Origin of the sequence: Lentibacillus sediminis (assembly GCF_002763455.1) — a bacterium.
Classification (GTDB): domain Bacteria; phylum Bacillota; class Bacilli; order Bacillales; family Amphibacillaceae; genus Lentibacillus_D; species Lentibacillus_D sediminis_A.
Window position 1 is genome coordinate 77,315 of sequence record NZ_NIXK01000006.1, and the last position, 23,942, is coordinate 101,256.

At 46.2% G+C, this 23,942-nt stretch carries 21 protein-coding genes, 2 tRNA genes and 1 pseudogene; 3 read left to right on the plus strand and 21 right to left on the minus strand.

Going from position 1 to position 23,942, the window contains the following annotated elements; translation table 11 throughout:
- Nucleotides 1-35: 35 nt before the first annotated feature.
- The 4 genes and pseudogenes from CEG13_RS19105 to hemA form a co-directional block, all read right to left on the minus strand.
- Nucleotides 36-743, minus strand: a pseudogene (locus CEG13_RS19105) (uroporphyrinogen-III synthase); the annotation flags it as partial.
- Nucleotides 743-1,672 carry a hydroxymethylbilane synthase gene (gene hemC, locus CEG13_RS11145; protein WP_100011966.1) on the minus strand — a complete coding sequence of 310 codons (930 nt, stop codon included), beginning with the start codon at nt 1,670-1,672 and terminating at the stop codon, nt 743-745. The gene hemC and the pseudogene CEG13_RS19105, both read right to left, overlap by 1 nt.
- A 616-nt stretch (nt 1,673-2,288) precedes the next feature.
- Nucleotides 2,289-3,107: a cytochrome c biogenesis protein CcsA gene (gene ccsA / locus CEG13_RS11150; RefSeq protein WP_100011967.1), complete on the minus strand. Its 819-nt coding sequence runs from the start codon at nt 3,105-3,107 to the stop codon at nt 2,289-2,291.
- A gap of 122 nt (nt 3,108-3,229) precedes the next feature.
- Nucleotides 3,230-4,579 (minus strand): glutamyl-tRNA reductase, encoded by a 1,350-nt coding sequence (hemA, locus tag CEG13_RS11155; RefSeq protein ID WP_100011968.1) that lies wholly within the window; start codon nt 4,577-4,579, stop codon nt 3,230-3,232.
- A 212-nt stretch (nt 4,580-4,791) separates the two neighbouring features.
- Between hemA and CEG13_RS11160 the strand changes: the two genes are divergently transcribed.
- Nucleotides 4,792-5,274, plus strand: a complete 483-nt coding sequence (locus tag CEG13_RS11160) for a LiaF transmembrane domain-containing protein (protein WP_100011969.1) — start codon at nt 4,792-4,794, stop codon at nt 5,272-5,274.
- 622 nt (nt 5,275-5,896) lie between these two features.
- Here the strand turns inward: CEG13_RS11160 and yihA are convergent.
- The 13 genes from yihA to CEG13_RS11225 form a co-directional block, all read right to left on the minus strand.
- The gene (gene yihA, locus CEG13_RS11165; RefSeq protein WP_100011970.1) at nt 5,897-6,484 is read right to left on the minus strand and encodes a ribosome biogenesis GTP-binding protein YihA/YsxC; all 588 of its coding nucleotides are present in this window, start codon (nt 6,482-6,484) and stop codon (nt 5,897-5,899) included.
- On the minus strand, nt 6,471-8,801 hold the full coding sequence (gene lon / locus CEG13_RS11170) for an endopeptidase La (protein WP_100011971.1): 2,331 nt from the start codon (nt 8,799-8,801) through the stop codon (nt 6,471-6,473). The genes yihA and lon overlap by 14 nt, the downstream gene beginning before the upstream one ends.
- A 335-nt stretch (nt 8,802-9,136) precedes the next feature.
- Entirely contained in the window at nt 9,137-10,414 is a 1,278-nt protein-coding gene (gene clpX / locus CEG13_RS11175; protein WP_100011972.1) for an ATP-dependent protease ATP-binding subunit ClpX, read from the minus strand.
- Nucleotides 10,415-10,692: 278 nt separating this feature from the next.
- Complete coding sequence (tig, locus tag CEG13_RS11180; RefSeq protein WP_100011973.1) at nt 10,693-11,982, minus strand: trigger factor; 1,290 nt, start codon at nt 11,980-11,982, stop codon at nt 10,693-10,695.
- 125 nt (nt 11,983-12,107) lie between these two features.
- The gene (locus CEG13_RS11185; RefSeq protein ID WP_100011974.1) at nt 12,108-13,094 is read right to left on the minus strand and encodes a tetratricopeptide repeat protein; all 987 of its coding nucleotides are present in this window, start codon (nt 13,092-13,094) and stop codon (nt 12,108-12,110) included.
- 141 nt (nt 13,095-13,235) lie between these two features.
- Nucleotides 13,236-13,309, minus strand: a tRNA-Arg gene (locus CEG13_RS11190).
- A gap of 14 nt (nt 13,310-13,323) precedes the next feature.
- Nucleotides 13,324-13,397 (minus strand) — tRNA-Gly (locus tag CEG13_RS11195).
- A 163-nt stretch (nt 13,398-13,560) separates the two neighbouring features.
- Entirely contained in the window at nt 13,561-14,070 is a 510-nt protein-coding gene (locus CEG13_RS11200) for a YfcE family phosphodiesterase (protein WP_100011975.1), read from the minus strand.
- A 51-nt stretch (nt 14,071-14,121) separates the two neighbouring features.
- Nucleotides 14,122-14,724: an XTP/dITP diphosphatase gene (locus CEG13_RS11205; protein ID WP_100011976.1), complete on the minus strand. Its 603-nt coding sequence runs from the start codon at nt 14,722-14,724 to the stop codon at nt 14,122-14,124.
- Nucleotides 14,721-15,485, minus strand: a complete 765-nt coding sequence (gene rph, locus CEG13_RS11210) for a ribonuclease PH (RefSeq protein ID WP_100011977.1) — start codon at nt 15,483-15,485, stop codon at nt 14,721-14,723. The genes CEG13_RS11205 and rph overlap by 4 nt, the downstream gene beginning before the upstream one ends.
- 119 nt (nt 15,486-15,604) lie before the next feature.
- Nucleotides 15,605-16,678: a GerMN domain-containing protein gene (locus CEG13_RS11215; RefSeq protein ID WP_100011978.1), complete on the minus strand. Its 1,074-nt coding sequence runs from the start codon at nt 16,676-16,678 to the stop codon at nt 15,605-15,607.
- 530 nt (nt 16,679-17,208) lie between these two features.
- The gene (racE, locus tag CEG13_RS11220) at nt 17,209-18,033 is read right to left on the minus strand and encodes a glutamate racemase (protein WP_100011979.1); all 825 of its coding nucleotides are present in this window, start codon (nt 18,031-18,033) and stop codon (nt 17,209-17,211) included.
- 22 nt (nt 18,034-18,055) lie between these two features.
- Nucleotides 18,056-18,508, minus strand: a complete 453-nt coding sequence (locus CEG13_RS11225; protein WP_100011980.1) for a MarR family winged helix-turn-helix transcriptional regulator — start codon at nt 18,506-18,508, stop codon at nt 18,056-18,058.
- A gap of 378 nt (nt 18,509-18,886) precedes the next feature.
- Between CEG13_RS11225 and CEG13_RS11230 the strand changes: the two genes are divergently transcribed.
- A complete protein-coding gene (locus tag CEG13_RS11230; protein WP_092492397.1) occupies nt 18,887-19,111 on the plus strand; it encodes a helix-turn-helix domain-containing protein in 225 nt (74 codons plus the stop codon).
- Nucleotides 19,112-19,149: 38 nt separating this feature from the next.
- On the opposite strand, the gene CEG13_RS11235 is transcribed toward CEG13_RS11230, so the two are convergent.
- From CEG13_RS11235 to CEG13_RS11250, 4 genes are all read right to left on the minus strand, one after another.
- Nucleotides 19,150-19,611 (minus strand): acyl-CoA thioesterase, encoded by a 462-nt coding sequence (locus CEG13_RS11235; protein WP_338033011.1) that lies wholly within the window; start codon nt 19,609-19,611, stop codon nt 19,150-19,152.
- A gap of 83 nt (nt 19,612-19,694) precedes the next feature.
- A complete protein-coding gene (gene sdhB, locus CEG13_RS11240) occupies nt 19,695-20,468 on the minus strand; it encodes a succinate dehydrogenase iron-sulfur subunit (protein WP_100011982.1) in 774 nt (257 codons plus the stop codon).
- 18 nt (nt 20,469-20,486) lie between these two features.
- The gene (sdhA, locus tag CEG13_RS11245) at nt 20,487-22,235 is read right to left on the minus strand and encodes a succinate dehydrogenase flavoprotein subunit (RefSeq protein ID WP_100011983.1); all 1,749 of its coding nucleotides are present in this window, start codon (nt 22,233-22,235) and stop codon (nt 20,487-20,489) included.
- Between the two features lie 86 nt (nt 22,236-22,321).
- Entirely contained in the window at nt 22,322-22,942 is a 621-nt protein-coding gene (locus CEG13_RS11250; protein WP_100011984.1) for a succinate dehydrogenase cytochrome b558 subunit, read from the minus strand.
- A gap of 291 nt (nt 22,943-23,233) precedes the next feature.
- Between CEG13_RS11250 and CEG13_RS11255 the strand changes: the two genes are divergently transcribed.
- Nucleotides 23,234-23,680, plus strand: coding sequence for a YslB family protein (locus CEG13_RS11255; RefSeq protein WP_100011985.1), 447 nt, complete (start codon nt 23,234-23,236; stop codon nt 23,678-23,680).
- The last annotated feature ends 262 nt before the right edge of the window (nt 23,681-23,942 follow it).

Here is a 23,942-nt window from a genome sequence, read left to right on the forward strand (position 1 = left end):
GTAATATCCTTATCTATTAATCCAAGCATACCATCAAGGGAAAACTCTTCCGGCATCAAGACAGAGTGAAAGCCCAGCTCTATTGCCCGCTGTCCGGTTGTTGTACCAATACAAACCGCGGGAAGGCCCCGCTCCTCCGTGTAAGCAGCAAAAGCTTCCGCAGCGGACGGGCTGGCAAATGTGAGGTAATCGATTCCTTCTTGCAGCTTCTCCCGGAGCTTTTTAGCATTCGCATGATACGGCGCTGTCTCATATACTTCGATGGTATCAAAGTCCACATGATGTTTTGTGAAAAATTCCGGCAACACCTCCCGCGAGAGGTTTCCGCGCACTAGCAAAACCGGCTCCTCACCTGCATGCTTCGGGTAAAATTCATTAGCCATTACCGCTGCGCTGTATTCGGAGGGAACAAAATCTGCCTTCAGTCCATACGGATTCAAGGCTGCTTTTGTTTTCGGTCCGACAGTGGCAATCTTGAGACGACTAAAATCTTTCGGTTCCATGCCCTGTTTCACCGCCAGACGGAAAAAACATTCCACCCCATTGGCACTCGTGAAAAACACCCATTTATAATCGAGAAAGCTGGTAAAGTCCTGCTTCAGGGCAGATGGATTACAGGAGATCCGCAAAAGCGGAACAGAAACCGGTACACCGCCCTCTGTTTCTACCATCTCCGCAAAACGCTTTCCCTGCTGTTCCTCCCGCGTAATTAGGATTTTCTTTTCCTCTAACGTGCCGGACATTACTGGTCAAGCTCCTCTTTTACCTGGTCCACAATTTCTTTTGCTCCCTGCGAGATTAACTTATCGGCCGCTTCCTTTCCAACAGCTTCCGGATCAGTGCCGCTTACCGTTTCTTTCAAAATAGTTTTCCCGTCCGGCGTCCCGACAAGGGCAGTCAGTACTATGTTCTCCTTGTCCAAATAGGCATAGCCGCCAATTGGCACCTGACATCCGCCTTCCAAAAGATGCAGGAATGTACGCTCTGCTGTAACCGTTCGCGTTGTATAAGCATCATTAATTCTCGCCAGGATTTCGTGCAATTCTGTATCATCTTCCCGGCTCTCAATTGCTAATGCTCCCTGTCCGACAGCAGGCACACAAACATCCGGCTCCAGGTATTCAGTTATCCGCTCTTCACTGAGACCAACCCGTTTCAAGCCGGAAACAGCCAGGATGATCGCATCATAATTTTCTTCTTCCAGCTTTCTGATACGGGTTTCAATATTTCCCCGGATCCACTGAATCTTCACATCCGGCCGTTCTGCAAGAATCTGGGCGGACCGGCGCAGACTGCTTGTTCCAACGATGGCACCTGACGGCAAATCTTTCAGAGGTGTATTATTCTTGGCAATGTAGGCGTCACGGTGATCCTCTCTTACCGGGATCGTGGAAATTACCAGCCCCTCCGGCATCTCGGACGGCATATCTTTCATGCTGTGGACGGCAAAATCAATTTCCTTGTCATACATCGCCTGCTCAATTTCTTTGACGAATAAGCCCTTGCCGCCAACCTTAGAGAGGGTGACATCCAGGATGCGGTCTCCCTTGGTTACGATTTTTTTTATTTCAAACTCATTCTCGACGCCTGCTTCTTTCAATTTCTCCACCACCCATTCCGTCTGGGTCATGGCCAGATTGCTTTTCCGTGAACCGATAACAAATTTCCGCATCATTTTCCTCCTATTTATTTTCTTTTGTTAAAACTGTATTTTTAAAAGAATGTTCTTTTTTCACAATATATTTATACTACGACGTAAATCAGTGGGTTTCATGATCGCCGCTGCGGAAATATACTACGCGCACCTTAGGGTGGCTGGTGAGCCCCCTTGTGCTGTCGCACGCGGGTCTCACCGAGGCCATTCCTCCCGCAGGAGTCTCCGTATATTTCCTCCGCTGACTGATGTGGTTTGCGACTCTACTGCTGTTTAAATCAACCCTACTTTTGATAGTTGATTTCTGTTACAGGCAGTGGCTTTCCGCAAGCACGGTTTAAAAGTGCTTCCTGCTCAGGTTTAGACACGTGCTTCCCCGTAGGAGTCGACTGCCGTCAGCCCCAATCAACCAACAGAGTGGATAGCTATTGATTGCTTTTAAAACGCACACCATTAGCGGAGGAAATACCCCGAGACTCCTGCGGGATGAAAAGCATAGGGGAGACCCCGCAGCGCGACAGCGCGAGGAGGCTCGGCAGCTTCCCGCGGAAAGCGAGGGGTATTTCCGCAGCGGCAGGGTAAAATGCATTTTCCTTCAACTCCGAAACAAATAAGCTTACAAAGAGAACCTTCATTAAAAATGAAAATTCGATAATACACTAAACAAAAAGAAATTAATCAACAATATTAAAAAGGCGGCAGTATTATAAAGCGCCAGCGTCTTTCCCTGGTATCCTTTCAGCACACGCAGAATCAGATAAAAACAATACACAGCCAATACCAGAATCGAGCCGATCGTCTTCAAATCCAGCCAGTAGAATTCCGCGCCGGTAACATATGCCCAGACCACACCAAGAACAATACTCAATAAGAGCAGCGGCACACCGAGCGTGACAGCCAGAAAGGAAAAGCCATCCAGCTGCTTCAGATCCCCGAGGCGCCACATCCATTTTAATCCCCTTTTTTCCTTTAAAAAGCGATACTGGATCACATACATCAGGGAAAACAAAAAGGACAAGGTAAAAAAACCGTAAGAGACAATTGCCAGGACGATATGCGTAATCAGAACTTCATGAACAAGCTGAATTCCGCTCGCGGCCATCTGAAATTGCGCGATCGTTAAAATGTATAAAAGAAGCAGAAAAAAACCAAACAGATTAATAAAAAATACAATAAATTGCACGTTAAACAGCTTGTTGATAATCAGCGAGAGCGTAATCAGCACCCAGGCATACAGGAACAAACTGTCATTTAAATTGGCGATCGGGAAACTGTTCTCAATAAATATCTGATCAATAAAAAGTATGGTTTGAATCACCCAAACCATACAAAGCAACCAGAAAGCAACCCGATTTGCCTTCTGGTTGGTCTGAATAAAATCAATAAAATAGCCAAGCAGACTGACACCGTAAAGGATCAGTGTGAATTCGGAAAGCCATTTCAATTCAAACATCCCGAAAATCCTCTCCCACTAGCATACTGGTTTATTTTTTCGATCAGGAAAGGGTCATCGCAGGTAAACCCTGCAAACCGCAAAAGAGCGCCCTCCTCAAGAGTAGACGAGGGAGGCTATAATCAGCCTGTCAGGGCGCTTTTGCTTTTGGTTTTCAATTTTGTCAGGGACTCATTGTCTGCCTGTTTTTCCAGTTCCGCTTTCACTTCTTCATCAATGCCGAAAATATCGACAAACAGCCGGAGTGCTTCATCGGGTTTCTTCCCGGCAGCCAGCTCTTTCGCCTGAGTGACCGGTTCTTTCAGCAGCTGATTGATGATGCTTTTCGTATGCTTGTTCAATACCTTCTTCTCACGCTCGGTTAAATCCGGCATCTTCCGCTCAATGCTCTTCATCGTCTCCCCCTGAATCGCCAGTGCTTTTTGCCGCAGTGCGGAAATAACCGGCACGACGCCAAGTGTCTTCAGCCATTCATTATAGGAAACAATCTCGCCCTCTATCATCAATTCAATTTCCTCAGCTGCCGCTTTTCTCGACTCCAGATTTTCATCGACAATATGCTGCAGATCATCAATGTCATAAAGAAAAACATTTTCCAGACTGGCGATTTCCGGATCCATATCCCGGGGGACCGCAATATCCACAAGGAAAAGCGGGCGACCCTTCCTTTTTTTCTGCAGCTGCTCGGCCACATCTCTGGTCAAAACAGCTTCCTTCGAGCCGGTAGAGCTAATCAGGATATCCGCATTCTCGAGCACTTCCAGCAAGTCATCCATCGGCGCCGCTTTCGCATCAAATTGCGCAGCCAGCTTTTCCGCCTTTTCAAATGTGCGGTTAATGACGGTAATCTCTGTGGCTCCAGATCCCTGCAGATTTTTCACAGCCAACTCGCCCATTTTTCCGGCACCGAGAATCACTGTCCGCTTATTCTGCAGATCTCCAAAGATTTTCTTTGCCAACTCCACCGCTGCATAGCTGATGGAAACAGCATGGGTACCAATCGCCGTATTCTTATGAACTTTTTTTCCAAATGTGACCGCCTGTTTGAATAGTTCATTGAAAAGCGTTCCTGTGGTGTTTTGATTCTGGGCAGACAAAAATGCCTGCTTCATCTGGCCAAGGATCTGTGTTTCCCCAAGCACCATGGAATCCAGTCCGCTAGTCACACGAAATAGGTGCTCGAGCGCTCCATCTTCTTCCGTGATCCGCAAATAAGGGGAAAATTCCTCTTTGTCCAGCTGAAACCAGTCAGCCAAAAATTGCTTAATGTAATAACGGCCGGTGTGAAGCTGATCCACCACGGCATAAATTTCTGTCCGATTGCATGTAGAAATCATGACATTCTCAAGGATGCTTTTGCGCTGCTTGAGTTCGTTCATTGCTTCGGGCAGCGTTTCCTCAGAAAATGCGAGCTTTTCCCTAATATCAACAGGGGCTGTTTTGTAGTTAAATCCAACCTTCAGTATATGCACATCATCTACCCCCAAATTACGTAACAGCTGTCAATTTTAGCACGTTTCCTTTTTATTTTACCATATCTGTCCGGACATTATTTTTGAAAATGTGAACAGAATCTGAAACAATATAATAGGTTTTCACGTATTTATTATATCAACTCGAATGTACTTTATCATATCAAAATAGAAGAAGCAAGAAATCGGGGTTTGAAGAGGGAGGAACCGCATTGAAAAAACAACATAAACTGCTGGCCTATCTATTTATTGTCATCGGTATCTTCTTTTTGCTGCGGCAGCTCAGGGTACCGATCGTTACGGACTTTTATTCGCTCCCTACTTTATTGATTATTTCCGGGCTCGTGCTCGTTATTTACAGCTACACGGCAAAACGTTATCAGAACTTATTTGCAGGGACCATCATTTTAGGAATTGGCATTCACCTTCATGGTCTGAAGTCCTACAGTTTCTGGATCGATCATTGGGCCGTCTATCTGCTGATTATCGGCATTGCCTTCATTATCCGCTATTTACAGACGAAAGACGGATTGCTGCCGGGGTTGCTGCTGATCGGTCTGTCGCTGATCTTTATCTTCTCGATTGAGTTGCCCGCATGGCTGGACTGGATCTACACGGTGATTGACTTTCTGGAACAATACTGGCCGATTGCCCTGATTCTGGTCGGCTTCTATTTCCTGAAGAAGAAAAAATAGCACCCAGCCGCCTAAGAATATTCCTTTCAGGCGGCTTCTTTGAATGTTGTTTTTATCCCAGGATCTATAAACTGTGACATAACCTACCGCTGCGGAAATACATTCCACTTTCCGCGGGAAGCTGGTGAGCCCCCTTGTGCTGTCGCACTTCGGGGTCTCACCTAGGCTTTTCTTCCCGCAGGAGTCTCCATGTATTTCCTTCGCTGGTGGTGTTGTTTTTTTAAAATCAATTACACTAGCCTACCTCATTGATGGTTGATTGGAGCAAAAGGCAGCCGACTACGGCTGGAATATCACGAGTCTAGACCTGAGTCCAGGCGGTTTTCCGTGAGCAGTCAGAAGTCGTCCCGCGGGAAGAGACTGCCCTCAGTGGAAATTAACCACCAAAAATAGATGTTGTTTTATAAGTTTAACAAGCAGTAAAATAACAAAGCACACTACTAGCGGAGGAAATACCCCGAGACTCCTGCGGGATGGTAAGCATAGGTGAGACCCCACAGCGCGTCAGCGCGAGGAGGCTCACCAGCGCCCGCGGAAAGCGAGGGGTATTTCCGGAGCGGCAAGCTATGTCGCATCTTCCATCTACTGCGAAATAAATAACCTTTACAAATAAAAGGTCTTATCAAATGCCTAGGTACTTTCGTAAAACCCCCCAGGCTTCTTCTTTGCCGTCTCCGGTTTCGGCGGAAAATGGAAGTAAATTATCCTCAGGCTCCATCTCCAGTGTTTCCCTCGTCCGTTTCAAATGGCTCGCGCGCTTATTTTTCGGCACTTTGTCGAGCTTGGTCGCTACTACCAGGACGGGAAGTTCATAGTATTTAAGAAAATCATACATCTGTACATCGGCAACGGTCGGTTCATGGCGTACATCGGTAATCAGGACGACAGCTTTTAATGTGTCCCTTTCTTCAAAGTATGTTTCCATCATCCGGCCCCATTTTTCCCGCTCTTTCTTGGACACTTTCGCATACCCGTATCCCGGCACATCAACGAAGTAAAACCGGTCATTAAGCCGATAAAAGTTCAGTGTCTGTGTTTTTCCCGGCTTGGATGATGTACGGGCAAGGTTTTTCCGGTTAATCAGCTTATTGATAAATGAAGACTTTCCGACATTAGAACGGCCGGCCAGGGCAATCTCCGGAAGGTGGTCTTCCGGGTATTGCTTTGGGCTGACCGCACTGATGACGATTTCTGCATTAGTTATTTTCATTTTTCCCCACCGCCAATGCATGTTTCAAAACCTGATCAAGATGATTTACTTTGATAAAGGTAAGTCCTGCGCGCACACTTTCAGGAATGTCATCAATATCTTTTTCATTGTCTGCCGGGATAATGATCGTCGAGATTCCTGCACGGTGGGCGCTTAATGATTTTTCTTTCAGCCCGCCGATTGGCAGCACCCGTCCGCGCAAAGTAATTTCTCCGGTCATGGCTACTTCCTTCTTCACTGGTCTGCCTGTGAGCGCAGATACGAGAGCGGTTGCCATGGTTATCCCTGCGGAAGGGCCATCTTTCGGTGTAGCGCCTTCCGGAACGTGTATGTGTATATCGTAAATTTCATGAAAGGACGGATTAATATTCAGTTCTTCAGCTCGGGAGCGGATGTAACTGAATGCAGCCTTGGCGGATTCCTGCATGACATCGCCAAGTTTTCCCGTAAGTGTCAGCTTGCCTTTGCCTGGATAGTGCGAGACTTCAATTGACAAGGTATCTCCGCCTGCTGAAGTATAGGCAAGTCCGGTAGCTGCTCCTACCTGGTCCTCCCGCTCCATCATGCCATAGCGGTAGAGCGGCTTGCCGAGCAGTTCTTCCAGGCTTTTCTCGGTTACAATTACCCGTTTTTTCTCTTCGCCAATAATTAGTTTTGCTGCTTTTCGGCATAGAGTCGCCAGTTGTCTCTCCAGATTCCGGACACCCGCTTCCCTGGTATATGTGCGTACCAGCTTCAGCAATGCTTCATCGCGGATTTGCAGATTGCTTTTTTTCAGCCCGTTTTCTTTCAACTGCTTTGGCAGTAAATGCTCTTTGGCAATATGCAGCTTCTCCACTTCCGTATAGCCGGCAATTGAAATAAGCTCCATGCGGTCAAGCAGCGGACCGGGGATATTCGTGACATAGTTTGCCGTGGCAATAAAAAGCACGTTCGACAGGTCATATGTCTCTTCAATAAAATGATCGCTGAAATTGCTGTTCTGTTCCGGATCCAGCACTTCCAGCATGGCAGAAGATGGATCTCCGCGAAAATCGTTGGACATTTTATCTATTTCATCCAGCAAAAATACCGGATTAATCGTGCCTGCTTTTTTCATGCCCTGAATGATCCGGCCTGGCATTGCGCCAATGTAAGTACGGCGGTGACCGCGGATCTCCGCTTCATCCCGCACGCCGCCAAGAGAGGCACGGACAAATTTTCGGTTAATCGAGCGAGCAATCGACTTGGCCAAAGAAGTTTTTCCCACCCCTGGTGGTCCGACAAGGCAAAGGATCGGTCCTCTGATCGAATTGGTCAGTTTCTGCACCGCCAAATACTCGAGTATCCTCTCCTTTACTTTATCAAGGCCGTAGTGATCCTCATCAAGGATTTTCTCCGCCTGCTCAATCTCAATTGCGTCCCTGGTTTTCTCCGTCCATGGCAGAGCCAAGAGCCACTCAAGGTAGTTGCGGATAACCGAACTCTCCGCCGAACTTTGCGGTACCTGCTCATATCGGCCGAGCTCTTTTTCCGCTACTTTTCTGACAGATTCAGGCATGTCCGACTGCTCTATTTTTTCCTGCAACTGACCGACCTCGCCGGTTTTTCCGTCATTTTCGCCAAGTTCTTTCTGGATCGCTTTCAATTGTTCACGCAAATAATATTCCTTTTGCGTTTTTTCCATTGAGTTTTTAACCCGCTTGCCGATTTTGTTTTCCAGATCCAGCACTTTTTGCTCATTGGAAATAATCCGAATCAGATACTGCAGGCGCTGCTTGATCTTCTGAATCTCCAGCAGTTCCTGTTTATCTTTGATTTTTAATGATAAATGAGAAGTGATGATATCTGCGAGTCTGCCTGCATCATCAATGTCAGAAACGGTAGCAAACGTCTCCTGGGAAATTTTACGGGACAGTTTCGTGTATTGCTCAAACTGTTCCATCAGGGATCGCATTAATGCTTCTTCTTCGTTCGGATCGCTATGCACGTCTTCCATTTCGGTGATTTCTACTTGAAACAATTCATCTTGCTCCGTGTAGCGGGTGATCTCTCCGCGGTACAGACCTTCAATCAGGACTCTTAATGTGCCATTTGGCAGTTTCAGCATTTGATTCACTTTGGCAGCCGTGCCTATATGGTAAATATCCTCAGGTTCCGGTTCATCCAGATTGACCTTCTTCTGGGCAGCCAAAAATATTATTTGATCGTCCATCATCGCCTTCTCCAGTGCAGCCACCGATTTGTCTCGGCCTACATCCAGATGAAGCACCATGGACGGGAATACGAGCAGTCCGCGTAATGGAAGGAGGGGAAGCTGTATGGTCTCTTTTGTCATGTGTATGTACCTCCTCTTGGTGAATTTTTCCTATTCTGCCATTAAAGTTTATATAAATTCCGGGCGTTTGTAAAGAAATCTTGGCTTAGCCGCGCTTGTGGAGCGCAGTTTTGCCTATAAGAAAAAAATTAATAGCTGGCAGTCAGGGTTAGTATTGCCTTTTCTATGTAGAATTACTTATTGGATTTGCGGCTTAAAGTTTCACTGACTTATTTTTCCCAACAAATATCAAAAGACTGACTCACGTCTCCCCTGCCATGACCCGGAGCCATGGCAGGATACAAACCCAAGTCAGTCTTTAATGAAAAATTTGCCGTGCAATTTACTGCTGTCGCTTAAGCACTTTCTTTCGGAAATGTTTTGGTTCCTTTTCTCACCGTTCCGTCTGTGAAGATGAGCTTCGGACTGCCATCTTCGTCTTCCACGGTATCTTGTGTGATAATGCACTGGTCAATATCTTCTCTGGATGGCAGTTCAAACATCACATCAAGCATAATCCCCTCGATAATCGAGCGCAGTCCCCGTGCACCGGTTTTCCGCTCGATCGCTTTATGGGCAATGGCTGTGAGCGCATCCTCTTCGAATTCCAATTCTACATCATCCATTTGGAACAGCTTTTCATACTGTTTTACCAACGCATTTTTCGGCTGGGTCAAAATTTGCACCAGAGCATCTTCATCCAATGGCTCCAGGCTCGCCACAATCGGGACCCTTCCGATGAATTCCGGAATCAGTCCATAGCGCAGCAGATCCTCCGGCAATACTTTCTGCAGCAATTCCGCCGGCTTCATATTTTGCTGTTCAACGTCTGCACCAAAACCGATGACTTTTTCACCAAGACGGCGTTTGATTACTTGATCGATGCCGTCGAAAGCTCCGCCTACGATAAACAGGATGTTCGTTGTATCGATTTGAATAAATTCCTGATGCGGATGTTTTCTCCCGCCTTGTGGAGGGACACTGGCTACGGTTCCTTCAATAATTTTCAGAAGCGCCTGCTGAACCCCCTCGCCGGAAACGTCTCTGGTGATCGACGGGTTCTCCGACTTACGCGCAACTTTATCAATTTCATCAATATAGATAATGCCTTTTTCCGCTTTTTCCACATCATAATCCGCTGCCTGGATCAATTTAAGCAGAATGTTCTCCACATCCTCGCCGACATAGCCAGCTTCGGTCAGTGAAGTCGCATCCGCCATAGCAAATGGTACATTGATAATGCGTGCAAGCGTTTGGGCAAGCAGCGTCTTCCCGCTTCCGGTCGGCCCAAGCATTGCTATATTACTTTTTGATATTTCCACATCATCCGTATTTCTTTGCGTGTTGACCCGCTTATAGTGATTGTATACAGCTACCGACAGATTCTTCTTTGCATTATCCTGGCCGATGACATAATCATCCAGCGTTTCCATGATCTCTTTCGGCTTTGGGAGTTCCGTCAGCTCGGTTTCTTCCTCTGTGCCAAGTTCTTCCTCCACGATCTCTGTACAAAGCTCAATGCATTCATCACATATATATACACCTGGTCCGGCAACCAGCTTGCGAACTTGTTCTTGACTCTTTCCACAGAAAGAACATTTTAACTGTCCTTTTTCTTCATTAAATTTGAACATTCATTTTCACCCCTAAATGTTTATACCTGTTCCCATCACTTTATCTTTAGGATTCTAACTTATAGTCATCATATCAGATGAAATTTAAAAAACAAAACAATATACTTTCAGGGTCAACTTCACCAGCTGATGGATAGATAAAGCTGCATTCTTAATACTATATGTTACATACGTAAATAAAATCGTTATGCCAGCAGTTTTTTTCTGCAGAAATATGGAAACAAGGTGCGGAGGGCCCCCGCACCTTGCTCTTGCTCCTTATTCAATTGACGAATTGTTTAGGAGACAACTTTGCTTTGTTCTTCCAGAAAATCAATTGCTGTTTTGAATTTCAGGTCATCTTTCAGCATGTCGGTGTTCCCGCCAAGCATTTGTACCAGCTGCTCTTTTTCTGCTCCATACATCGCAGCCATATTCTCCAGTTCCTGATCGACTGCTTCATCAGATACTTCGAGATTTTCCGCCTCGACGATTGCCTCCAGTGTCAGGTTGGTTTTCACGCGTTTTTCCGCATCATCTTTCATTTGTTCTTTTAATGCATTTTTGTCCTGTCCGGAGAACTGCTCATACATTTCCATGGTCATCCCCTGCGCTTGCAGACGCTGTTCGAATTCCTGCACCATACGATCCAGTTCCGTATCGACCATCACTTCCGGAATATCCACTTCTGCGTTTTCGGAAGCTTGATTCACGAGGCTCTCCCGTTTTTGGTTTTCCGCTTCCTGTTTCTTTTGTGATTCCAATTCTTCTTTTTTCTTCGTTTTCAGTTCGTCAAGGGTTTCTGCCTCTTCATCGACATCTTTTGCAAACTCATCGTCCAATTCCGGCAGTTCCTTGTATTTTACTTCATGGATTTTCACTTTGAAAACGGCGTCTTTGCCGGCAAGATCCTCGGCATGATATTCTTCCGGGAAAGTAACTTCGATTTCTGTATCAGCATCCACTTCTTTGCCGATCAGCTTCTCTTCAAACCCAGGGATAAACTGGCCGGAGCCGATTTCCAGGGAGTGATTTTCTCCCTTGCCGCCTTCAAACGCTTCTCCACCTGAGAAGCCTTCAAAGTCCATGACAACCGTGTCGCCTTCTTCTACCGTGCCTTCTTCTCTGACAACCAGTTCTGCTTGCTCCTGACGCAGGTTCTCCAGCGTTTCTTCGACTTCTTCATCGGTTACTTCCGTAGATTCCTCTTCCACTTCCAGCCCTTTATATTCACCAAGGGTCACTTCCGGCTTCACTTGCACTTCCGCAGTGAATACAAGCGGCTCGCCCCGTTCGATGTTTTCAATATCCACCTCAGGCTGCTCAATTGGCTCAATACCGGTTTCTTGAATCGCATTCCGGTAAGCCGGCTGAAGAATCATATCAATAGCATCCTGATAAAGTGATTCCGCACCAAAACGGCTTTCAAAGATCTTGCGCGGAATTTTCCCTTTGCGGAAGCCGGGAATCTGTACATCTTTGGATACTTTTTTGAACGCACGGTCTAGTGCCTGCTCAAATTCCTCCGGCGGGATTTCAAAGGTCAGAACTCCTTGATTGCCTTCTTGCTTTTCCCATTTTGCTGTCATAACTATTCCCTCCAAAATCTATTGTTTCCCTTTCATTTGTCACGTTCTTAGTAAATATGCAAATTTACAACCATCTCATTATAACATACTTGCTCTTTTCTTCAAGCATTTGCGGTATTCGCCTGTTAATCTTCTATTATACCCAGGTACAGCGCTTCACATAATTGGATAGTTTCCATATAGCTGCCGACGGAAGGGTCGTTTGTCTCTGTTACAGTTGTATATAAATTCATGTATGCTGCTGCAATCTGGGCGAGCGCCTCGGCTATTTTCTCTGCATCCCCGGCAGGCGGCAGAATCGGGTAAAACACATATGTATAACGGTACAGCAATTTCTCCATTAATTGAAACAGGGTTGGGTTTTCCTGCTCCCATAAACTGATGTGAGCAAGAATCTGCCGATTTGTTTCATTGTCCCAAAGATCCGGGGCCGAGGCAGGTGTTATGCTCAAATACTGATCCATTTTATGTACAGAAGTCTCTGCTATGCTCCCGCTGTTCTTCAACCAGTTAAAAATTGCTGTTTTTGTTACAGGATGAATATCGCTGCTAATCAGGCAATCGGCCATTTCTGCCGGTGGAGTCTCTTTTCGTTTTCGCAGATTCTCCACGAGACGCCACTGCTTCCTGTGATCCATTTTTTTTACGGCCTCTTGAAAATCTGCCAAGTATGCTTGATTTTCTTTCTCTGCAATATCATTTCTCATGTTTTCACTCAGGTGATAAAGCTGCTGCAGCTGCTCCCTTAGCTCCGGAGGCAGGCTGTCTGAGGCCAATTCATAACCTGCTTGTTCCAGCAGCAGGTCATACTGATGTGTCTGAAACAAGATGGTCACATACATATGTATAAAATGGTAATAGTGCTCATCTTTTTTCTGCATCTCCAGTTCACAGATATCCTGCGCCTCCTGGTAATACCCAAGCTCCATTAAGCACATCATCTTGCCTACAATAATTTCATAACTCTCTGCCTGATAGCTGATTAATTTGTTTAATTTTGTCAATGCTTCTTCATATCGTTTTTCTTTCAACGCTTGCAAACTTTCTTCTTCCAGTGTGTCTTTCCATTTAGGGAAAAGAATGACATTTCCGCTGGTATCCTGTTTTTCCATTTATTCACCCCCTTCTAAATCGCAGATAGCAATATTTTATCCATTCCCTAATATAATTCTTGGTAAACACGTTTTTACAATGGTAGTGGTATATGAAAAAGGAACCAATCGCAGAACGATTGGCTCCTTTTGTTTGCTGGACGTCCCAGGCAGGATTCGAACCTGCGACCCACAGCTTAGAAGGCTGTTGCTCTATCCTGCTGAGCTACTGGGACATAAAGGTTATGTATGGAGCGGGTGATGGGAATCGAACCCACATCATCAGCTTGGAAGGCTGAGGTTTTACCACTAAACTACACCCGCATGTGGTGCTGCATCAAAATGAAAATTAGTTGTGCGTCTTTTAAGCGGACAAAAATTATTATATGCAACCTCAGAGGTTTTGTCAATCTTTTTTTATCAGCCAGACTCTAAAAAGCTTGGTGACCAAAAATCCAAGCTTTTTAGAAACTATCAAACAGTTTCATTACAAGGTGCCGCGGTAATGCAGATCCTCAACCGGTTCCCCATCTGTCGTATAAAAAGTAACGTCCACCTGATTGCTGTTATCCCATTCGATAATCGCATATGTTTTCTCCGGGCGGCTGCGCGGCTGACGGATGCTTCCAGGGTTAATACATAGCTGGTTCCCCACTTTTTCCACACCGGCAACGTGGGTATGGCCATAGCAGGCCACTTTAGCTCCTTCTTCCTCTGCGCGATAAGAAAGGGGGGCAAGACCAGCTTTCACCTGATGCAGGTGCCCATGTACCACAAAAAACGTCAGATTTTCGATTTGCACCCGCTGCTCATTAGGAAATCGTGTGTCCATGTCAGTATTGCCGCCAACTTTGAAAAATCCCTGCAATTCCGGGGCATCCATCTCCAGTTCGGAATCCCCGCAATGGATCATATATTCTAATCTGTGGCGATTTTTAATTGCAGTTACTTCTTCTGTGAGTCCGTGACTGTCGCTTAAAATGAGTACCTTCGTCATTGCCATCCTCCTTGCTGTCATCTTTTAAGGTGCTTTAAAAAAAGATAACCTCTACTCTACTGCCAAACGGCTCACCCAATCGTTCAGCTGTTTCACTGCATCACTGCGATGGCTGATCCGGTTTTTCTCTTCTTTTGGCAGTTCGGCCAATGTCTGGCTGTATGTGTTTGGTATAAATATCGGATCATAGCCGAAACCATTTGTTCCTCTTGGCGAGAAGGCGATGCTTCCCTCACAGGTTCCTTTTCGAAAAATCGTTGCTTCCCCAGGTATAGCGATAGCCAGCACACATACAAATCTTGCTGTGCGGCTTTCCTTGGGGGCATCCGCCAATTCTTCCAGCACCTTTTCCATATTGGCCTGATCATTCTTTTCTTTCCCGGCATACCTGGCCGAATAAACACCAGGCCTGCCATCCAAAGCGTCCACCACAAGCCCCGAATCATCGGCAAGTACTGGTTTATTGAGCATTTCAGCTATCTGTTCCGCTTTTAATGCCGCATTTTCTTCAAATGTCGTTCCGATTTCTTCTACATCCGGCAAATCTTTTTCCAGTTCCGGCAAAGATAGCGCCTGGATGCCAAAAGGGGAGAAGAAATCTTTGAACTCTCTTGCCTTCCCTTGATTTCTCGTAGCTATAATAATTTGTTTCATAGCGAATCTCCTTTTCCCACCGTTTCTCCGATGCGTCCAGCAAGCTCCCCAAGAACATCCTGCTGCTTTTTGGTAATATGATCCAAACCTTCCCTGGCCAGCTCCAGCATAGTGATCAGCTGCTGATGAGAAAAAGTCGCTTCTTCTCCGGTTCCCTGAATTTCCACAAATTCACCTGCACCGGTCATTACGATATTCATGTCCACATGGGCAGAGGAATCTTCCTGGTAATTGAGATCAAGAATTTCCGTGCCATCAGGCAAAACCCCGACAGAAACTGCACTCAGAAAATCAGTGACAGGCATCTTAGAGATCGTTTTAGCCTCCAGCAGTTTGCCAAACGCAAGCACAACCGCTACAAACGCTCCGGTAATCGAGGCAGTCCTTGTTCCGCCGTCTGCCTGGATGACGTCACAATCAACCCAGACAGTGCGCTCACCGATCGTATCAAGATCCACTACCGAGCGCAATGCCCTGCCGATCAGACGCTGGATCTCCATCGTTCTCCCGCTGACTTTTCCTTTCGACGATTCTCTGATATTCCGCTGTTCTGTTGCCCGTGGGAGCATGGCATATTCTGCTGTAATCCATCCTTTTCCCTGGCCGCGCATAAATGGAGGAACTCTGTCTTCAATACTGGCATTGCAGATTACTTTTGTATTACCGACTTCGATCAATACGGATCCTTCGGGGTGGGTGATATAGTCTGGTGTAATATTTATTGTTCGCAAACGATTGCTTGCACGTTGACTGTCGTTCATCAAGATTCCTCCTTATTTCATCCATTAGCTTAACATATTCTTTGCTAAAGAAGCACGTTAATACCCCTTGATAAGAAAGGGGACAAAATTAAAAAGAGGCTGTCAGCCAGCCTCTTTTGTTAAAGTTCTCCTGTTGGGACCAGGGCCTGTTTGGTGACAGGCTCTTCATACGCTTCGCCGCTTTCATTGACAAGCTGCTCTACGTTTTCCACTTCAACGCTTACTGCTTCCACCGCCCGCTGTTCTGTCAATGTGCGAACCAGTGTCTGCATGACCTCATCGGAAATGACCGCCTGCTCTCTATCTGTCAGCACTTCATCATTAAAATTCAGTTCAAGCACCCCGTCCGTTAGTGTTGGTTCCTCGACCAGGGTAACTTCCTGACTGAACACCTGGGTCAAATTGGAGTCAAGGCTCGGTCCATCAATCAATGACTGGACAACCGACTGGTAGATATCCTCACTGGAGCCTTCCACATACTGGGTGACCGGAACATAATACTGGTTCTCCTCATGCTCTGCAGGATAATACATCGTGACCGGTGTTGCGTTCATCAGATCCTCAGCCCCTGTATTGGTAAGGTTAATGCCATTTGCCCTGGAATAACCGTCACCAATTGGGGTTCCGTTCACTGGCATTTCCTCCAGCATCACACCTTCAATCCTTAGTTTTACATTTTCTACACTGTCAAATTGCGTCAAGGTGTGAGTGACCGCTTGCAAGATTTTCAGTTCATCTTCTGCCCGGTAATTTTTAAATTCCTCGGAGACATCGACAATCATGGTGCCGTCTTCCTGCAAACTCAACCCATTAATTTCTGTGCCCTCGGGCAAAACAGCCTGAAACCCGTTTGGCAGTAAATTGGTAACTGGTCCGCCTTTCACCAGATGCTCCATTACTTGTGTCGCAACTTCCTTAGATTCGAGAGTTGGCAGCTCTACCGTCTGCGAAGCTACCATTCCATTTGCATCAATCAAATATAATTGTCTGGCGACCGTTTCAGCAGCATTACCTTCTTCCCCTGCTTCTTCTCCGGCCTCTTCCTCTGTTCCAACTTCCTCCAGGCTATCCACTTCCTCCGCTTCATTAGGCGGTGCATCTATGTCCTCCAAAGTTTCTTCCCCTTGAAAACAGCCCGCCAATATAATTGTACAAGTTAACGTTCCCGCCAGCAGAAATCCGCGCTTACGCATATCGTTCCCCCCTATGATGGTTTGTACTTTTATATATACGAGCCTATAACAGAAATAGACCAAAGAAAGTAAGAAAACTTGGGTTGGCTGGTTGAGTTTTGTTGGGAAATCTATAAAGTGCGACGTAAATCAGTGGGTTTCATGATCGCCGCTGCGGAAATATACTACGCGCACCTTAGGGTGGCTGGTGAGCCCCCTTGTGCTGTCGCACGGCGGGGTCTCATCGAGGCCATTCCTCCCGCAGGAGTCGACTGCCGTCAGGCCCAACCACTACCAGCAGAGTGGGTAACTATTGATTGCTTTTAAAAAGCACAACTTTAGCGGAGGAAATACCCCGAGACTCCTGCGGGATGAAAAGCATAGGCGAGACCCCTCAAGCGGAGACAGCGCGAGGAGGCTCGGCAGCTTCCCGCGGAAAGCGAGGGGTATTTCCGCAGCGGCAGCCTATGTCACATTTTCCATCAACTGCGAGATAATAAGCATGAATACCATTACCTAATCCCATTAAAAAAACAGGAGCCTGATATCAATCAGATCTCCTGTTTTTGGGCTAATTTTGCCTTTTTGATTGTCAGCATCAACGCTTTTTCCCGGTCAAAAATGGTTTTGGCAATCTGCATAAAAATATCCAGTTCACCTGTTGTGTAAAATTGATGGATGGGAATCTGTTCCACGGTGTTTGCCAGTTTGTGCACATCGAGGATTGTGCTTGTTTCCCTTGCCGTTTCTTCACTGGAAGAAATGACTGTCACCTGTTCGCCCATCACCTTTTGAATTGTTTCTTTCAGCAAGGGGTAGTGGGTGCACCCGAGAATCAGTGTATCCATCCGAGTTTTTCGCTTCATTGGCTTTAATGTATCTTCCACAACGTTTAATGCCCGGGTGCCGGACAGGATGCCCTGCTCCACCAGCGGAACAAACAGAGGACAGGCAAGACCGGCTACCTCGATATCGGTCTTAATCCCTTTCAATGCCTGAGTATAGGCCTCACTACGGATCGTTCCTTCTGTCCCGATCACGCCGACATGATTATTTTTCGTGAATTTAATCGCGGCACGGGCACCCGGCTGAATCACCCCGATCACCGGAATATCCAGCTCTTCCTTTAATTCGTTCAATGTAAAAGCCGTAGCCGTATTGCAGGCTATCACCAGCATTTTTATATTTTTTTCCAGAAGAAAGTCCACCATCTCCCAGGTAAATTGCCGGACCTCTTCCTTTGACCGTGGGCCATATGGGCATCTCGCTGTATCCCCTAAATAAATTAATTTCTCTTTCGGCAGCTGGCGCATTAATTCATGGGCCACCGTCAGCCCGCCAACCCCGGAATCAATCACTCCGATTGCTCGCTCCAAACCTATCGCCTCTTCTTAGCTGTTATTTTTCATGCACGTATTTCATTTCTTTATACAATACGTCCAGTAATTCTCTTAACATCTCTCTCTGTTCACTGGAAAATGATTCCAATACTTCACCTAGATATTCCTGCCGCTTTTTGACAACTTCCTCAATAATTACTTTGCCTTTTTCCAGTACATGGATGCGGACCACACGACGGTCTTTCGTGTCCCGTACCCGTTCCACCAGTTCATTTCGTTCCATGCGGTCCACCAGATCGGTAGTCGTTGAGAAGGCAAGGCTGATCTTATTCGACAGCTCCCCGATTGTTAAATCACCTTCCTCCCGCAGCCATTGCAATGCAACAAACTGGGGTGAAGTGATCGGATAGTTGTTTAGTATTTTTCGTCCATTTTGTTTAATAATCCCGGAGATGTAGCGAAGTCTCTTTTCCACATCCACAATCGCCGGTGCTGCTTCCTCGTTGTTCAACCGTATATCCCCCTTGATTTATCCTGCGTGTATTATTGTAACATCGTATGCCTGAAAGGAAAGGTGTGTACTTAACAATAAAAATACTTCTAACTGTATAAATGCAACTAAGGCTGCACGCCTAAGACATGGCGCTTAAGCCAAATTTTCTTTAACCTGTCCCTTATTATAGCAAAAAATCAAGCCCTGTGGTTGAAAAGCACTGCACCTTTCTTCCTGTCCGTCCAGTCAGTTTTTTTGTAGAACCTCTTTTTAATCCGGTACACCGATCCATTTCACGGAAATACACGCACCGAAATGCACTTTCTTCATAAGCTATAAAGACTAAATAATTTCCCTTCAATCTGCAGCTCTATGACAGCAAGGAGGGGTTAACATTTGAAGGACAACGAGTATAAACCGAAGCAATTATTAACGAAGCGGGAAAAAGAAGTGTTTGAACATCTAGTACAGGACAAAACAACAAAAGAAATTGCCCAGGAACTTTTTATATCTGAGAAGACTGTCCGAAACCACATTTCAAATGCTATGCAAAAGCTGGGAGTCAAAGGCCGGTCACAGGCCGTTGTAGAGCTCCTTCGCATGGGGGAATTAAAGCTTTAATAAAAACCGACTTCTAATCGAAGTCGGTTTTTATATTTTCATCTTTTTAGCGCTGCGACTTGATGACTTTCATGAAGTTTTGCTTTTGCCGCCGTACTTAAGGCTTGAGGCTTGCCGGTTTTAGTATCCACACAGACCAATCGGCCGCGGCCGGTCACCGTAATTTCTTCCTGATCCTTAACGATCATGTAATGAATGTCCAGAGACGTTGTTCCAATGTAAGCCACTTTTACATACAGACGGACAGCATCCCCAAAAAACATTTGTTTGTGGTAGTCACATTGTATATCAGCAGCCACCGGAATCAACCCGTTTTCCTGTTCAAATTCCTGCCAGAAGCCGATGGATTTCAGAAATTCAATCCGGCCTTCTTCAAAGTAGATAAATGGCGATACATTGTTCACATGACCTAACATGTCGGTTTCCGAAAAACGTATTTTAATCGGGACAGAAAAGCTGAAGCCGGATCGCCATGCAGCAGGATCTTCAATATAACTCACAGATTTCAATTAAAACACCTCTTCTTCATAAAAAAATGACCCCGCCCGTTAGCTGGCAGGGTCATTTTCCTTTTAGTTACGTATTACGATGTATGGGCATTGTCACTTCCAAAGAAGTTTTTGAATGCCTGAATATTGGTGGCACGGTTCATTGCAGCAATGGAAGTCGTTAGCGGAATTCCTTTTGGACAAACTTGCACACAGTTCTGCGAATTGCCGCAGCCGTCGATGCCGCCTTCCTCCATCAGTCCGTCCAGACGCTCGCTCGCATTCATTTCTCCAGTTGGATGAGCATTGTATAACCGGACCTGGGAAAGTGCAGCAGGTCCAATGAAATCCGATTTATCATTAACGTTCGGACAAGCTTCCAGACAAACGCCGCAAGTCATGCATTTCGATAATTCGTAAGCCCATTGGCGTTTTTTCTCAGGCATTCTAGGTCCCGGTCCCAGATCATGCGTGCCGTCCAGCGGGATCCAAGCTTTCACCTGTTTCAACGCATCAAACATGCGCTCACGGTCAACAATTAAATCACGCACGACCGGGAAGGTATCCATTGGTGCCAGGCGAATCGGCTGTTCCAGTTTATCTACCAGTGTGGCACAGGATTGGCGAGCTGTTCCGTTGATAACCATGGAACAGGCTCCGCACACCTCTTCCAGACAGTTCATGTCCCAATAGACAGGTGCCGTATTTTCTCCATTGGCATTTACCGGGTTTTCCCGTATCGCCATTAAACCTGAGATGACATTCATGTTCGGGCGGTAAGGAACATGAAACGTCTCTTCATAAGGAGCGGAGTCCGGGCTGTCTTGTCTTGTGATAATAAATGTCACGGTTTGTTGTTCGTCAGCCATTAATTCTTACTCCCTTCATTACTTTTTCGTATAGTCGCGCTTCCGGGGCTCGATCAGTGATACATCCACTTCTTCATAACTGATTACCGGAGCATTTTTCTCTTTGTCATACGCTGCAATGGTTGTTTTCAAAAATTCCTCATCATTGCGGTCAGGAAATTCCGGTTTGTAATGTGCCCCGCGGCTTTCGTTCCGGTTATAAGCCCCCATGGTGATGACCCGTGCCAGATGAAGCATATGTTTCAATTGACGGGTAAACATAACACCCTGGTTGTGCCAGCGGGAAGTATCGTTAATATTAATGCTGTCCCAGCGCTTGAGCAGCTCCTGAATCTTTTCATCCGTTTTCAGCAATTTTTCATTATCCCGAACCACGGTCACATTGTCGGTCATCCATTCCCCAAGCTCTTTATGCAGCCGGTAGGCATTTTCTTCGCCTTTCATTTGCATCATTGCTTCGAACTTTTCTTCTTCCTCTTTTACTCGCCCGTCAAATAGCTCGGACGGCATATCGTCTGCGTGCTTATCAAGCCCATCGATGTATTTAATTGCACTTGGTCCGGCTACCGATCCGCCATAGATCGCGGACAGCAATGAATTAGCTCCAAGACGGTTCGCACCATGCTGGGAATACTCACACTCACCTGCCGCAAAAATTCCCGGAATGTTGGTCATCTGATCATAGTCGACCCATAGACCGCCCATGGAGTAATGCACCGCAGGGAAGATTTTCATCGGTACTTTACGCGGATCTTCACCGACGAATTTTTCATAGATTTCAATGATCCCGCCGAGCTTAACATCCAGCTCTTTCGGATCTTTATGGGACAGGTCAAGGTAGACCATATTCTCGCCATTGATGCCGAGCTTCTGATTCACGCACACATCAAAAATTTCACGTGTGGCAATATCACGCGGCACGAGATTTCCGTATGCCGGGTATTTCTCTTCAAGGAAATACCATGGCTCTCCGTCTTTATAGGTCCAGACCCTGCCGCCTTCCCCTCTTGCTGATTCACTCATCAGGCGCAGTTTGTCATCACCAGGAATGGCTGTTGGGTGAATCTGGATAAATTCACCATTGGCATATTTGGCACCCTGCTGGTATAAAATACTCGCCGCAGCGCCGGTATTAATCATGGAATTGGTTGATTTTCCGAAAATAATCCCCGGTCCGCCGGTGGCCATAATCACCGCGTCCGATGGGAAAGATTTGATTTCGTGGGTTTTGATATCCTGGGCAACAATTCCTCTTCCGATGCCCTCATCATCAATAACTGCACCTATAAATTCCCAGCTCTCATACTTGGTCACAAGACCCTCTACCTCAAAGCGGCGAACCTGGTCATCCAGTGCATATAGCAGCTGCTGCCCTGTAGTCGCCCCGGCATAGGCAGTGCGGTGAACCTGCGTCCCGCCAAACCTGCGGAAGTGCAGCAGGCCTTCGGGTGTGCGGTTAAACATGACGCCCATGCGGTCAAGCATATGAATAATGCTGGGAGCTGCCTCTGTCATTGCTTGGACCGGCGGCTGATTGGCCAAAAAGTCCCCGCCGTACACCGTATCATCAAAATGGAGGTAAGGAGAATCCCCTTCCCCCATGGTATTTACTGCACCATTAATTCCGCCTTGGGCGCACACAGAGTGAGAGCGTTTTACAGGCACGATGGAAAACAGATCTACCTTGACTCCTGCCTCAGCAGCTTTAATGGCTGCCATCAGTCCGGCAAGCCCTCCGCCGACAATTGCGACTTTGCGATTGCTCATATTGCTCACTCCTTTTTTACTTAGAAAACGTTAGTCTAGCAAGCTTCGTAACGCTTGCAGAATAAGAAAGTTTCTTATCTGCCGAATTAAACACCGTATGCAAATGTAATTAATGTTCTAATCCCAACGTAGCTGAGACCAAGAAAAACAAGAACCGTTGCGTATGTAACAATTTTTTGCGATTTTGGCGACTGTGCAAAGCCCCATGTCACCAAAAAGCTCCACAGCCCGTTTGCGAAGTGAAAAATGGCTGCGATAACGCCGACAACATAGAACCAGAACATAAATGGATTGGTCAGGATGCCTTCCATCAGGCTGTAATCCAGATCGGCATTGCCAAGCCCAATTTGCACGCGCGTTTCAAAAACATGCCATGCAAGGAAAACAAGCGTAATAACGCCGCTAGTTCGCTGAAAACGGAACATCCAGTTGCGAAAATACCCATAGTTTTTTACGTTGTTTCTCGCGGTAAATACAATATAAACACCCAAAATTGCGTGAAACAGGAGCGGCAGGTAAATCACAAATATTTCCAGCATGAGTCGAAATGGTAAATCATGCATAAAACCTGCTGCCGTATTAAAACTTTCTTCACCGTACACAGCAAAATGATTCACCACCAAGTGCTGAACCAAAAATATCCCAATTGGCACGACGCCCAGCAGGGAATGTAATCTCCTGTAGAAAAAATCACGGTGTTCTGCCATGTGTTACCCCCCTTAGTTTGATCTGCGATGGATTTTTTTTGTACATTTGTACACCAGACAGAATAAAGCTCACTTTCTTTATTCGCGTATTATGTACAATTTCTAACATATTTATTGTACTTCTAACTAAATGTAGCGTCAAGAAAAGGATTTCATCTTTGAATATTTTGCGACAGCTTAGACAGGTTTTTCCGCGATAATCTGAAAGAGAGACTTGCACTTGTGCGCAAATAAATAGATAATGTGACTAACAGATAAGTAGAGCGATTCAGCTCTTCTGCTTTTGAAAGGATGACATCCGTGCCACAAAAACAATCAATATTCACCATCTCAGAATTTGCCGAATTACATACAGATGGGGCAGGCTATGATATACTGCGGCATCTTTGCCTCCCCGAGCTTCTGGGTGATGAGTCTTCTTCCATCCTTTACTTTATGGGAAGAAACCTCGCCAGAAAAATAGATATCAACTCCATGGAAGAAATCGTTTCTGCTTTTGACGTATTCGGCTGGGGCAAACTGGAGCTGGTCAAAGAAAAACGGAAAGAACTCGTCTTTCAGCTCATGTCGGATGCTGTCGTGCGCCGCTTGGAATCCCCGTTTGACACGGAATTCCGCTTGGAGGCAGGTTTTCTGGCTGAAGCTGTCCAGACAATGAAACAGACCGATTGCGAATGCACCGAGACTACCAACCGCCGAATCGGCCAGATTGAGTTTTCTGTGATTTATACTGATTAACTATATATACCTATAAATTCCGACATAAGTGCTTGTTAATTTCCGCTGCGGGCAGCCGCTTTCCGCGGGCACGGCTTCAGCCTCCTCGGAAGAAAACCACTTCCTGCGGGGTCTTCAGACTCGTGCTTTTCCCGCAGGAGTCGACTGCCCTCCGCTCCAATCAACCATCAACAAAGTGTTTAGCATTGTTTAATTTTAAAAAGCACAACAACAGCGGAGGAAATACTCGAAGACTCCTGCGGGATGGTAAGCATAGGTGAGA